The organism is Rhodoferax sp. GW821-FHT09E07, assembly GCF_059416145.1.
On sequence record NZ_JBWKOP010000001.1, the window covers coordinates 180,738 to 193,258 of the forward strand.

Annotated in this window: 11 protein-coding genes; 3 read left to right on the forward strand and 8 right to left on the reverse strand. The window is 63.8% G+C overall.

What is annotated here, in order from left to right:
• Positions 1–7 precede the first annotated feature (7 nt).
• From garD to AC07OE_RS00935, 7 genes are all read right to left on the reverse strand, one after another.
• Complete coding sequence (garD, locus tag AC07OE_RS00905) at positions 8–1,552, reverse strand: galactarate dehydratase (protein ID WP_495068682.1); 1,545 nt, start codon at positions 1,550–1,552, stop codon at positions 8–10.
• 27 nt (positions 1,553–1,579) lie between these two features.
• On the reverse strand, positions 1,580–2,554 hold the full coding sequence (locus AC07OE_RS00910; RefSeq protein ID WP_495068683.1) for a Bug family tripartite tricarboxylate transporter substrate binding protein: 975 nt from the start codon (positions 2,552–2,554) through the stop codon (positions 1,580–1,582).
• Between the two features lie 40 nt (positions 2,555–2,594).
• On the reverse strand, positions 2,595–3,947 hold the full coding sequence (locus AC07OE_RS00915; RefSeq protein WP_495068684.1) for a TRAP transporter large permease: 1,353 nt from the start codon (positions 3,945–3,947) through the stop codon (positions 2,595–2,597).
• Positions 3,938–4,432: a TRAP transporter small permease gene (locus AC07OE_RS00920; protein ID WP_495068685.1), complete on the reverse strand. Its 495-nt coding sequence runs from the start codon at positions 4,430–4,432 to the stop codon at positions 3,938–3,940. Before AC07OE_RS00920 ends, AC07OE_RS00915 begins: the two co-directional genes overlap by 10 nt.
• A gap of 69 nt (positions 4,433–4,501) precedes the next feature.
• Entirely contained in the window at positions 4,502–5,482 is a 981-nt protein-coding gene (locus AC07OE_RS00925) for a TRAP transporter substrate-binding protein (protein WP_495068686.1), read from the reverse strand.
• Between the two features lie 27 nt (positions 5,483–5,509).
• Positions 5,510–6,418 (reverse strand): SMP-30/gluconolactonase/LRE family protein, encoded by a 909-nt coding sequence (locus AC07OE_RS00930; RefSeq protein WP_495068687.1) that lies wholly within the window; start codon positions 6,416–6,418, stop codon positions 5,510–5,512.
• A gap of 2 nt (positions 6,419–6,420) precedes the next feature.
• Positions 6,421–7,248 carry an NAD-dependent epimerase/dehydratase family protein gene (locus tag AC07OE_RS00935; protein ID WP_495068688.1) on the reverse strand — a complete coding sequence of 276 codons (828 nt, stop codon included), beginning with the start codon at positions 7,246–7,248 and terminating at the stop codon, positions 6,421–6,423.
• An 85-nt stretch (positions 7,249–7,333) separates the two neighbouring features.
• Between AC07OE_RS00935 and AC07OE_RS00940 the strand changes: the two genes are divergently transcribed.
• The gene (locus tag AC07OE_RS00940; protein WP_495068689.1) at positions 7,334–8,113 is read left to right on the forward strand and encodes a FadR/GntR family transcriptional regulator; all 780 of its coding nucleotides are present in this window, start codon (positions 7,334–7,336) and stop codon (positions 8,111–8,113) included.
• 61 nt (positions 8,114–8,174) lie between these two features.
• Positions 8,175–9,527 carry a glucarate dehydratase gene (gene gudD, locus AC07OE_RS00945; protein WP_495068690.1) on the forward strand — a complete coding sequence of 451 codons (1,353 nt, stop codon included), beginning with the start codon at positions 8,175–8,177 and terminating at the stop codon, positions 9,525–9,527.
• Here gudD and AC07OE_RS00950 read toward each other — a convergent pair.
• Positions 9,524–10,960 (reverse strand): 8-oxoguanine deaminase, encoded by a 1,437-nt coding sequence (locus AC07OE_RS00950; protein WP_495068691.1) that lies wholly within the window; start codon positions 10,958–10,960, stop codon positions 9,524–9,526. The two genes, gudD and AC07OE_RS00950, sit on opposite strands and share 4 nt — an antisense overlap.
• 181 nt (positions 10,961–11,141) lie before the next feature.
• Here AC07OE_RS00950 and AC07OE_RS00955 point away from each other — a divergent pair, with 181 nt between their 5' ends.
• Positions 11,142–12,482, forward strand: a complete 1,341-nt coding sequence (locus AC07OE_RS00955; RefSeq protein ID WP_495068692.1) for a glycerate kinase type-2 family protein — start codon at positions 11,142–11,144, stop codon at positions 12,480–12,482.
• The last annotated feature ends 39 nt before the right edge of the window (positions 12,483–12,521 follow it).

Sequence of the window (12,521 nt, forward strand, 5' to 3'; positions counted from 1 at the left end):
TGTGCGATCAGGTAATGGGGGCGGGGTTGAAGAGCACCAGCGCGTTGTGCAGCTTCCAGTGTTCGGCCCAGGTCTGCTTGCGTCCGCTGGCAACTTCCAGCATCAGGTGAAAGAGTTCCCAGCCCACGTCGGCAATGCTGGCTTCGCCATCGGCAATGCGGCCTGCGTTCACGTCCATGAGGTCGTGCCAGCGGCGCGCCAGGTCGGTGCGGGTGGCAACCTTGATGACCGGCACTTCGGCTAGACCATAGGGCGTGCCGCGGCCGGTGGTGAATACATGCAGGTTCATGCCCGCGGCCAGTTGCAGCGTGCCGCAGATGAAGTCACTGGCCGGGGTGGCCGCGTAGTGCAGGCCCTTGTGCTGCAGCTTCTCGCCCGGCGACAGCACGCCGCTGATGGGTGCCGTGCCCGACTTGATGATGGAGCCCATGGCCTTTTCGACAATGTTGGACAGGCCACCGGCTTTATTGCCCGGGGTGGTGTTGGCGCTGCGGTCGGCCTGGCCACGGCCCAGGTAGGCGTCGTACCAGGCCATCTCACGTGCCATGGCGTCGGCAATCTCGGGCGTGGTGGCGCGTGCCGTCATCTGTTCCACGGCGTCGCGCACCTCGGTGGTTTCCGAGAACATCACGGTGGCACCGGCGCGCACCAACAGGTCGGTACAAAAGCCCACAGCCGGGTTGGCAGTCACGCCAGAAAACGCATCGCTGCCACCACACTGCACCCCCACCACCAACTCGCTGGCAGGTACCGTTTCGCGTTTGCGGGCGTTGAGACGTTCCAGATGCGGCACGACCGAAGCCAGCACCGAGTCAATCATGCTCATGAAGCCGACATGTTTCTCGGCCTGCAGGCACACCACGTCGAGAGCTTCGTTGGTTTGTAGCGGAATGCTGCCAGGCGGCAGCAAGCGCTCGGGCTGCAGCTTCTCGCAGCCCAGGCTCACCACCATCACCTCGCCGCCAAAGTTGGGGTTCTTGGAGATGTTGCGCAGCGTGCGGATGGGAATGATGGCGTCCGGCGCATCGATGGCGACGCCGCAGCCATAGCTATGCTCCAGGCCGATGACGTCGTCCACGTTCGGGTAGCGGGGTAGCAGCTCGGCCTTGATGCGTTGCACCGCGAAGTCCACCACACCTGCCACGCACTGCACGGTAGTGGTGATAGCCAGAATGTTGCGCGTGCCCACCGAGCCATCGGCGTTGCGGTAGCCCTCGAAGGTATAGCCGGTGAGCGGCTCCGCATTCCAGGTAGGTGTGGTGGCACGTGGCAGGTCGCTCAGCGATCGCGCCTCTGGCATGTGCAGCAGGCGCTCATGCACCCAGGCACCGGCTGGAACATCTTTCAGCGCGTAGCCAATCGGCACGTTGTAGCGCAGCACCGCTGCGTCCTTGGCAATGGCCACCAGCGCGACTTTGTGACCTTGTGGCACGCGGTCCACCAGCGTCAGGCCGTCAGGCAATACGGTGCCCGCAGCCAGGCCGCCGTCGTTGGCCACAATGGCCACGTTGTCGGCTGCATGCATGCGGATGGTGAGGGGAGAAGTTGTCATGGCAAATGCAGGTCAACCAAGGGGGAGTCAGTCCGCCTTGATGCCACCCTCCTTCACGACGCGGGCCCACTTGGCGCGCTCGGCGGTTTCAAACGCGGCCAGCTCTGCCGGAGGCATGCCAGACGGCTCCAAGCCCAGCGCATCCAGCCGGACCCGGGTGTCTGGCTGGGCCAGAATTTTGGAGATTTCCTCGTACAAGCGGCGAATGATGTCTTTGGGCGTGCCCGCAGGCGCGTGTACGGTTTGCCAGCTCACCACGTCATAGCCCGGAACGCCAGACTCTGCCACGGTAGGCACCTGCTCAAAGCCTTTGACCCGCTTGCTGGACGTGACCGCAAGCGCGCGCAGCGTGCCTGCTTTGATATGCGCCGCAGTAGCCACCAGGGTGTCAATGCCAAGGTTCACCTGGCCGGCAATCACGTCCTGTACGGCGGGACCGCTGCCACGGTAGGGGATATGCAGGATGTAGGCCTTGGCCATCTGCTTGAGCAGTTCACCACCCATGTGCTGGGATGAGCCCGCACCCGATGAAGAGAACGCCAGCTTGCCCGGGTTGGCCCGCGCGTAGGCCAGCAGTTCCTGGAAGGTCTTGAACGGGCTGTTGGCCGGTACCACGATCACGTTGGACGTGGTTCCAATCATGGTGATGGGCTCGAAGTCCTTGGCCGCGTTGTAGGCGATCTTGGGGTTCAGTGCCGGGTTGATAGCGTGGGTGGAGATCGTGCTGCCCAACAGCGTGTAGCCGTCGGGTGGCGACTTGGCCACCACGTCTGCGCCCAGCACGCCGCCGGCTCCTGCCCGGTTGTCCACCACGATGGTCTGGCCCAACGCCGCGCCCAGCTTGGGGCCGATCAGCCGCGCCAGGATGTCGGTGGTGCCTGCGGGGGCGAAGGGCACCACATAACGGATGGGCTTGCTGGGCCAGGTGTCCGCCGCACGGCCCAGGACTGGGTGTGCGGCAACCAAGGCCAGACCGGTTTGGAGGAGGTGTCGGCGTTGCATGGTGCGTCCTTGTAATTGAGGTCTGTAAGCGGTAGAAGTCTTACAGCACCGCGTGCCCAGTGATCAGGGTGGGCAGCCAGGTGGAGAACGACGGCACGTAGGTCACCAGCGTGATGGCAACAAAAATTGCCAGGTAATAGGGCCATGCGGTCTTGGTGGCTTCACCAATGGAGATGTTGCCAATCGCGCAACCGACGAACTGCACCGTCCCCACCGGCGGATGGACCAAGCCCAGCGCGCAATTGAGCAACAGCATCATGCCGAACTGCACCGGGCCCACACCCATCTGAATGGCCAGCGGCAGGAACAGGGGCGTCGTGATCAGGATGTGGGCGGCCATGTCCAGGAAGATGCCCAAAATGATCTGAATGATGTTGATGTACAGCAGCATTAGCCAGGGCGACGTCGTTGCAGCCAGCAGGGCGGCTTCAATGGCATCCGGAATCTCCAGGTAGGCCATCTGGTAGCGCAGCATGTTGGACACGCCGATCAGCAGCAGAATCACGCCAGTCGTCTTGGATGCTTTGGCCAGCGACTTGAGCAGCTTCTCCTTGGACATGGTGCGGTAGATGAACACCGTCAGCAGCAGCGAGTAGCTCACCGCAATGGCCGCCGCCTCGGTGGCCGTGGCCACACCTTTCATGATGCACACCAGGATGATGACCACCACCATCAGGCCTGGCATGGACGCAATGAAGGAGCGCATGACTGCAGCCCAGCCGGGGAATTTCTCCAGCATGGTGGAGCCATCCGGGCGCTTGGGATAACCGTACTTCACGGCTTGCCAGTAGGCGGTGACCAGCATGCACACCATGATCCAGAAGACGGGGATCAGGCCCGCAAACATCAGATCGCCGATGGAGACACCCTTGATCACATGGCCGTCAATCATGCCGGTGGCCGCTTGCGCTGCAAAGGCATAGATGATCATGTTGTGCGAGGTGGGCATCAGCGCGCCGGACAGCGAAGCGTGGGTAGTCACGTTGACGGCGTAGGCCGCGCTGTAACCTTCGCGCTTCATGATGGGGATCATTACCCCACCCATGGCGGACGTGTCGGCCACCGGGGAGCCGGAGACGCCGCCAAACAAGGTGGATGCCACCACGTTGGCCAAGCCCAGGCCGCCGCGCCAGTGGCCCACCAGGCTGCGCGCAAAGTTGACGATCTTGTCGGCGATGCCGCCATGCAGCATCAGCTCACCGGAGAAGATGAAGAAAGGAATCGCGAGGAACGAGAACACGTTCATGCCCGACACCATCATTTGAATGGCCGTCTCGAACGGCAGGCCTTCCACCGCAAAAGTGGCCAGGCAACTCAGGCCAATGGAAAAAGCGACGGGCACGCCCATCAGCAGGAACAGAACAAAACTAAGGCATAAAACGGTCAGTGCCATGACGGAGTCACTTTCTTGCCAGTGAACTGGGCCACGATGTGCTCCAGGGAAAACAGGGAAATCAACACACCAGACAGAAGCACAGGCACATAGCGCACCGCTTCTGACAAGCCCAGGGTGGGAATCGTGCTGTTGTGGGTGGACACAGCCATCAAGCCTCCGCCGATCAGCAGCGCAATGGCAAAGCTGATGACCAGCAACTGCACCACGAGGCGGATCCAAAACTGGACGCTCGCGGGTAGCTTGACGACCAACGAATCCAGACCGATGTGGCCCGCGTCACGTACACCAGCCGACGCACCAAACATGGCGACCGACACCACCAAGAGCAGGGCAACCTGCTCCACATAGGGGGGCGCATTGTTGAAGACGTAGCGCAGCACCACGCCATAGATGACGACACTGAGCAGGCCGACCAGACATATGCAGGCGAGCCACATCGTCCAACGCGAGAGTCTCGCGTTGATTGCGGAAAACATTTCCATACCGTTCCTTTTTGCTTCAAGCCGTGGCGCAGCGCTGCGCCACGGTAACTCCCCGGAGTTGGAGCGCGCTTACTTGGCGTTCACGATGTCTTGCACCAGGGCCTTGAGTTCGGGGGTGGTGGCAAATTTGTCCCACACAGGGCGCTCTGCATCTACAAAGCTCTTGCGGTCAATTTCCGACGCGGCAATGATCTTGGCGCCACCTTTCACCACGGCTGCGCGGGCTTCTTTTTCCTTGGCTTCCCACAGGTTCACGTAGTAGGGCACCGAAGCCTTGGCAGCCTTGCGAATGGCCGATTGTTCTTCCGGTGTCAGTGTGTCCCAGATCTTCTTGGAGAACACCAACACCTCAGGTCCCATCGAGTGCAGGGTCTCGGAATACACAGCCGCCGATTCGTAGTGCTTGGCCTCTTCGTACGAGGGGTAGTTGTTCTCTGCCGCGTCCAGCAGACCGGTCTTCAGGCCGGTGTAAACCTCGGCAAAGGGCATGGGGGTTGCGGATGCGCCCATGGCTGCAATGGTGCTCACCCACAGGTCCGATGGCTGCACGCGAATCTTCATACCCTTGGTGTCTGCCAACGAGCGAATGGGCTTGTGCGCGTAGATGGAACGTGCGCCGCTTTCGTACAGGGCCAGGCCTACAAAACCTGCTTTGTCAAATGCCGCAAGAATCTTGTCGCCCTGGGCGCCGTAGATGGTTTTACGGAAGTGTTCGATGTCGCGGAACAGAAACGGAAACGAAGGAATCATGGATTCCGGCACGATGCCGTGGAAGGCCGCTGTGTTCACACGCACCATGTCCAGGGCGCCGATCTTCACCTGCTCCACGGTGTCCTTCTCCGATCCCAGCGCGCTGTCGCCAAACACCTTGATGTTGTCCTTGCCGCCCGTGGCTTTGGACAGTTCGTCCCCCATGAACTTCACCGCCATGTTGGTCGGAAAGTCCTTGGCATGCACATCGGCCGAGCGGAAGTTGCGTGCCAAGGCACTTTGGGCGGTAACCGTCAGCGCGATGGCTGCCAAGGCATAGGCTAGTTTGTTGAGTTTCATGGTGTCTCCTCTAGTGGGTGGTTGATATCAGGGAACAGGAAATTGGGAGAACAAGGGCTCAGGGAGCCCCTGCACGCCCGGTTGCAAGACAAACACGGCGCCATCCAGGGCCGCATCAAAGCCAGGCATGGGCTTGGCGGGCTGGATGGAGGTGATGAACAGGTGTTGCAATTCAGGGCCGCCAAACGCGCACATGGCGGGTTTGCTCACAGGCAGGTCAATGGACTGCAGCAACCGACCGGTGTGGCTGAAGCGGTGCACCATGCCGGCATCGTTCGCGCAGATCCAGTAGCAGCCCTCGGCATCCATGGCTGCGCCATCAGGCCGGCCGGGCAGTTTCTGCATGTCCACCCATTCCTGCGGGGCGCTCCAGCGGCCAGTGGGGGCGTCATAGCGGTAGCGCCAGATCTTCTGTACCTGGGGGTGAGAGTCCGACAGATAGGCCTCGGTGCCATCGGGGCTGAAGGCCATGCCGTTGGGCGTGATGTAGCCGGTGAGCGGCGTGGCGTGCAGGCCCTGGCCATCCAGGCAGTAGATGCGGCCTGCCGGGCTGGCCAGTGACATGTCCATGCACATGGTCCCAACCCAGAAGCGCCCTTTGGCATCGCAGCGCCCGTCGTTGAAGCGCATGCCAAGCTGTGCATGTTGCACCGTGGCCAGGCATTGCAGCGTCGCCGCGGGCGCTGCCTGCAGCGTCACCTCAAAAATGCCCGTTTCCATGGCCGCGATCACCGTGCCGCGCTGGCTCAGCGCAATGCAACCCACGCGTTCGGGCAGGTTCCAGGTGCTTTGCTGGCGGCTGGCCCAGTCCAGGCGGTGGATGCGCTGCCCCTCAATGTCCACCCAGTACAGGGCCTGCTCGGCCTCCGACCAGACCGGGCTTTCGCCCACGCGGTCTCGCGTGGCCGTCAGCACGGTGGGCGTGCTTTTGGCCATGGCTATTTGCCCGCCTTGTGGGCGGTCATGGGCTCACCCTGGAACAGGAAGCCACCACCCTGGTAGACCGCTGCCGGGTCGGTGATGTCGGGCTGTGGCGTACGTGCGTAGATGGCTTCGCGGAATGGGTCCGAGCTGTCCTGCGGCACATAGCCCACATGGCGTGCCGCGCTGTTGTCGTACCAAACCACGGCGTTGTTGGACATACCGAAGATGGCCGTGTGGCCTAGGATGGGCGTGGTCAGGCAGGCGGTCACCAGGCGGTGCAGGTCGTCAAAGCTGAGCCAGCTGGCCAGCATGCGCCGATCCTTGGGTTCCGCAAACGAGGAGCCGATACGCACGCAGGCCGTTTCGATGCCATAGCGGTCAAAGTACATGCGCGAGAGGTCTTCACCAAAGGCCTTGCTCACACCGTACAGGCTGTCGGGGCGGGCAGGGTGGTCCAGCGTGATGGTTTCGCTCTGCTTGTAAAAGCCAGTCACATGGTTGGAGCTGGCAAACACCACGCGCTTCACGCCATGCTTGCGCGCCGCTTCATACAGGTTGTAGACGCCCAGGATGTTGGCTTGCAGAATGGGTTCAAACGGGCCTTCGACCGAGATGCCGCCAAAGTGCACGATGGCGTTCACGCCCTTGACCATGGCATCCACGGCGGCAGCATCGGCCAGGTCGGCCAGCACCACTTCTTCGCCAGCGCGAGCGGGGCCAAAATCGGCGCGGTCGGACAGGCGCAAGACCTCGCAATTGGCCTTGAGCCGGTCGCGCATCGCCGTGCCCAAACCGCCTGCTGCACCCGTCATCAGCAAAGTGTGGTGTACTTTGATGGTCATGAAATTTATCGCTGCCTTGTCAGTTGTATGTTGTCTGATGTGTTAAATTGTCAACACCTGTTCCAACCGAGTCAAGGGCTTTTCCATGGACCTAGTGCAAACCCCTAGAGCCGCTGTCGCGCAACCGGCACCTGTTGACGCTGGGGATGCCGCGCGTCCGCGCCGTGCCCGTGGCTTGGTCAACGAAGTGGTGGAGAGCCTGGCCGCCAGCATCCGCGAAGGCGTGATCCAGCCTGGCAATAAATTGCCCACCGAATCCGAAATCATGGCCCGCTTCGATGTGAGCCGCACCGTGGTGCGCGAGGCCATTTCGCGCCTGCAGGCCAACCGCCTGGTGGAAACCCGCCACGGCGTGGGCACCTTTGCATTGGCACCGCAGAGCAGTGGCAACTTTCAAATTGCCGACGTCGACTTTGCCACCGTGGCCGACGTGATTGCCTTGCTGGAGCTGCGTATCAGCCTGGAGACCGAGGCCGCGGGCCTGGCTGCCCAGCGCCGCACCGACGCCAATCTGCAAGCCATGCAGGCCATGCTCGATGCCTTCCAGACCTCCATTCAGGAAGACTCCGACGCCGTGCCCTCGGACTTCAGCTTCCATATGGAAGTGGCCAAGGCCACGGGCAACCGCCACTTCGCAGACCTGATGACCTACCTGGGCACCATGATCATTCCGCGCACCCGGGTCAACACGCCCAACAGTGCGCCAGAAGGGCGGCTCAACTACCTGCGCCGCGTGCACGGCGAGCACGAATACATCTTCAACGCCATCCGCAACCAGGACGCCGATGCCGCGCGCGCCGCCATGCGCACGCACCTGGCCAACAGCAAAGACCGCTTGAGAAAGTCGCAGCCTGACGCAGTTTAGTTGTATGATGTCTGACTTGTAGGGGCGCCATGTCGAGTGCCTCACTGAGGAGACTTGATCCATGACCACCCCCCAGTCTGGCGCCGCGCGTGGCGCTCCCACCGTCACCGCACTGCGCGTCATCCCTGTGGCGGGCCATGACGGCATGCTGCTGAACCTGAGCGGCGCCCATGCCCCGTTTTTCACGCGCAACATCGTCATCCTGACCGACAGCAGTGGCAACACCGGTGTGGGCGAAGTGCCCGGTGGCGAGAAGATTCGCCAGACGCTGGAAGACGCCGCCTCTCTGGTGGTGGGCCAGTCGATTGGCAACTACAACGCCATTCTCAACCGCATGCGCGAGGCCTTTGCCGCGCGCGACAGCGAGGGCCGCGGCCTGCAGACCTTTGACCTGCGCGTGGCCATCCATGCCGTGACGGCCGTTGAAAGCGCACTGCTCGATTTGTTGGGCAAGTTCCTGAACGTGCCCGTGGCGGCCCTGTTGGGCGATGGCCAGCAACGCGACAGCGTGGCGGTGCTGGGCTACCTGTTCTACGTGGGCGACCGCCACAAGACCGACTTGCCCTACGCCAGTGAGCCCGACCAGGCCGACGACTGGAAACGCCTGCGCCACGAAAAAGCCATGGACGCCGACGGCGTGGTGCGCCTGGCCGAGGCGGCCTTCGCGCGCTATGGCTTTCAGGACTTCAAGCTCAAGGGCGGCGTGCTGCGTGGCGAAGAAGAGGTCGAAGCCATTCGCGCGCTGCATGCGCGCTTTCCGCAGGCCCGCATCACGCTGGACCCCAATGGCGGCTGGTTGCTCAAGGACGCCATTCGCCTCACCCGCGACCTGCATGGTGTGATGGCTTATGCCGAAGACCCCTGCGGTGCCGAAGGCGTGTTCTCGGGCCGCGAGGTGGTAGCCGAATTCCGCCGTGCCACCGGCCTGCCCACGGCCACCAACATGATTGCTACCGACTGGCGTGAGCTGGCGCATTCGCTGGCCCTGCAGTCGGTGGACATTCCGCTGGCTGACCCGCATTTCTGGACCATGCAGGGTTCCGTGCGCGTGGCGCAGGTCTGCCAGACCTGGGGCCTCACCTGGGGCTCGCATTCCAACAATCACTTCGATGTGTCGCTCGCCATGTTCACGCATGTAGCCGCGGCCGCGCCCGGCAAGGTCACCGCCATCGACACGCATTGGATCTGGCAAGACGGTCAGCGCCTGACCAAGGATCCGCTGCAGATTGTGGGCGGGCAGATTGCAGTGCCCACCACGCCCGGCCTGGGTGTGGAGCTGGACATGGCGGAAGTGGAGAAGGCCCACCAGCTGTACCTGCAGCACGGCCTGGGCGCGCGCAACGACGCCATGGCCATGCAGTACCTGATTCCGGGGTGGACGTTCAACCCCAAGAGCCCCTGCCTGGTGCGTTAGGTCGCGCTGGCTACCAACTGCAACGCGAGCCGCTTGTGCCGCTCCATCAGCGGGCCCAGGTCCACGGTTTCCAGATGGCCTTCGCGCACCACCACCCGCCCGTTGACAAGGGTGTAGTCCGCCTGCGGGCTGGCGCACAGCAGCAGGCTGCCCACCGGGTCGTGCATGGCGCCGCCGGCAAAGCCCAGCGTGTCCAGGTCCCACAGCACCAGATCGGCGCACATGCCCACGGCCAGGTGGCCGATGTCACTGCGCCCCAGCACCTGCGCGCCACCGCGTGTGGCCACGCTCAGCGCGTCGCGCACCGTCATCTCGGCCGGGCCCAGGTCGCAGCCAAAGAAGGTGCGGCCATCGCGCACTTCGGGCTGCTGCATGGCGCGGCCCACGCGCGCCAGCAGCAGTGCCTGGCGTGCCTCGTTCACCATATGCGCGGCGTCGTTGCTGGCGCTGCCGTCCACACCCAGTCCCACGGGCACGCCCGCATTCAGCATGCGACGCACCGGTGCAATGCCGCTGGCCAGGCGCATATTGCTGCAGGGGCAGTGCGCCACGCCGGTGCGGCTGGCGGCGAAGAGGCTGATGCCCTCGTCGTCCAATTTCACGCAGTGCGCGTGCCACACGTCGTGGCCCAGCCAGCCCAGGTCCTGCGCGTACTGCGTGGGCGTGCAGCCAAACTTCTCTTTGGAATAAGCCAGGTCGTGGTCGTTCTCGGCCAGGTGGGTGTGCAAGCGTGCGCCGTACTGGCGCGCCAGCAGCGCCGATTCGCGCATCAGGTCGCGGCTCACGCTGAAAGGCGAGCAGGGCGCTACCGCCACATTGAGCAGGCTGCCGTGCGACGCATCGTGGTACCGCTCAATCAGCCGCTGCGTGTCCTTCAGGATGAAGTCCTCGCGCTCCACCACGCGGTCCGGCGGCAGGCCACCCTGGCTTTGTCCAACGCTCATGCTGCCGCGCGTGGCCACAAAGCGCATGCCGATTTCGGCCGCGGCTTCGATGCTGTCATCCAGCCGCACGCCGTTGGGGTAGATGTAGAGGTGGTCGCTGCTGGTGGTGCAGCCGCTCAGCAGCAGCTCGGCCATGGCAATCTGCGTGCTCACCTGCACCATTTCGGGGGTGAGTCCGGCCCAGATCGGGTACAGCCCGCGCAGCCAGCCAAACAGCTCGGCGTTTTGCACCTCGGGTATGGCCCGCGTGAGGCTCTGGTACATGTGGTGGTGCGTGTTCACCAGGCCCGGGGTGACCAGGTGGTGGCAGGCGTCAATCACCTCGTCGGCCTGCAGGGCCTGCGGGGGCAGGTCGGTGGTGGCGCCAATGAAGGCGATGCGATTGCCTTCGATGTAGATGGATGCGTCACGCAGCTCGGTGGAGTGCGCGGGGTTGGTGTTGTCGAACGTGGCGATTGCCCGCGCGTTGTGGATCAGCAAAGTGCCCATGTCAGAGTCTTTCCGTCAAACAAGTCGCCCACCTGCAAGGGTGGGTCCTGCCGAGGCCGAATCCCGCTGGCGGGCTGCAAGAGCCACCAGAGGCGAGCACCACGTTGCCGAGCATCCCGGGCTGTGCTTGCGCGAAGCGCCGTTGAATTTTGCCTCAAGTACCATGAGTAAAGCGATGACCATGCCAAACACACCCACCCGTTTCTCCGATGTGGAGCCCCGCGAACTGCTCACCCAGCTCTACTGGGCCGCCGTGCGCCAGGCCTTGCCCAGCCACACGCTAGCCGGATTTTTGCCCCCTGTGCCCAAAGGCCGCACGCTGGTGCTGGGCGCCGGCAAGGCGGGTGGCGCCATGGCCCATGCGCTGGACGCGCTGTGGCCGCAGGACGCCCCCATGAGCGGCCTGGTGGTCACACGCTACGGCCACACCCCGCCGCGCCCGGCGGACGCTGCGCCGCAGCGCATCGAGGTGGTGGAAGCTGCCCACCCCGTGCCCGATGCCGCGGGCCTGGCCGCCGCCCAGCGCATCCTGGCGCTGACCGAGGGTCTGACGGAAGACGATCTGGTCATCTGCCTGATTTCCGGTGGTGGCTCTTCCTTGCTCACCTTGCCTGCGCCCGGTATCAGCCTGGAAGACAAACAACGTATCAACACCATGCTGCTGGAGAGCGGCGCCAGCATTCAGGAGATGAACTGCGTGCGCAAGCACCTCTCCGCGATCAAAGGCGGGCGCCTGGCCGCAGCCTGCCATCCGGCCCGGGTGGTCACGCTGCTCATCAGCGATGTGCCGGGCGACGACCCTAGCGTCATTGCCAGCGGCCCGACGGTGCCCGACCCCACCACCTGCGCCGATGCGCTATCAATATTGAAGCGACTGACGCATATTCCACGGGGGCTGGCGAACGATTTCATTCTGAAAGCACTGGAAGACGGCACCCTGGAGACCCCCAAACCCGGCGACCCGGTGTTTGCCCGCAACCAGGTGCACCTGATTGCCACACCCCAGCAGTCGCTGGAAGCAGCGGCCGCGGCGGCGCGTGCCATGGGGTTGACCGCGCACATCCTCAGCGACGAGATGGAAGGCGAGTCCCGCGAGGTGGGCAAGGTGCATGCAGCGCTGGCGCGGGCGGTGGCCCAGCGTGGCGAGCCGTTTGCCCGGCCCTGCGTCATCCTCAGCGGTGGCGAAACCACGGTCACCATCCGCCCGCGCCGTGAAGGCGCCGCCAAGGGCCGCGGCGGCCGGGCCGGCGAGTTTTGCATGGGCCTGGCCCAGGCGCTGCAAGGGCAGGCCGGGGTGTGGGCACTGGCGGCCGACACCGACGGCATTGACGGTGTGGAGGACAACGCGGGCGCCTTTGTGGCCCCGGACACCCTGGCGCGTGCGCAGGCGGCTGGCATCTCGCTGGCGGACTGCCTGGACCGCAATGACGCGGTGGGTTTCTTTGCCCCCCTGGGGGACCTGTTCACCACCGGGCCCACCCACACCAATGTGAACGACTTCCGGGCGTTGTTGTTGCGCTGAAGGCCCCGCGGGGGCCGGCTCGGTCTGCGCAAAGCTTGA

Coding starts and splice junctions, on each gene's coding strand:
- AC07OE_RS00955 (WP_495068692.1), top strand. CDS start 11,142: ATGCCAAACACACCCACCCGTTTCTCCGATGTGGAGCCCCGCGAACTG.
- AC07OE_RS00920 (WP_495068685.1), bottom strand. CDS start 4,432: ATGGAAATGTTTTCCGCAATCAACGCGAGACTCTCGCGTTGGACGATG.
- gudD (WP_495068690.1), top strand. CDS start 8,175: ATGACCACCCCCCAGTCTGGCGCCGCGCGTGGCGCTCCCACCGTCACC.
- AC07OE_RS00925 (WP_495068686.1), bottom strand. CDS start 5,482: ATGAAACTCAACAAACTAGCCTATGCCTTGGCAGCCATCGCGCTGACG.
- AC07OE_RS00915 (WP_495068684.1), bottom strand. CDS start 3,947: ATGGCACTGACCGTTTTATGCCTTAGTTTTGTTCTGTTCCTGCTGATG.
- AC07OE_RS00950 (WP_495068691.1), bottom strand. CDS start 10,960: ATGGGCACTTTGCTGATCCACAACGCGCGGGCAATCGCCACGTTCGAC.
- AC07OE_RS00910 (WP_495068683.1), bottom strand. CDS start 2,554: ATGCAACGCCGACACCTCCTCCAAACCGGTCTGGCCTTGGTTGCCGCA.
- AC07OE_RS00930 (WP_495068687.1), bottom strand. CDS start 6,418: ATGGCCAAAAGCACGCCCACCGTGCTGACGGCCACGCGAGACCGCGTG.
- AC07OE_RS00935 (WP_495068688.1), bottom strand. CDS start 7,248: ATGACCATCAAAGTACACCACACTTTGCTGATGACGGGTGCAGCAGGC.
- AC07OE_RS00940 (WP_495068689.1), top strand. CDS start 7,334: ATGGACCTAGTGCAAACCCCTAGAGCCGCTGTCGCGCAACCGGCACCT.
- garD (WP_495068682.1), bottom strand. CDS start 1,552: ATGACAACTTCTCCCCTCACCATCCGCATGCATGCAGCCGACAACGTG.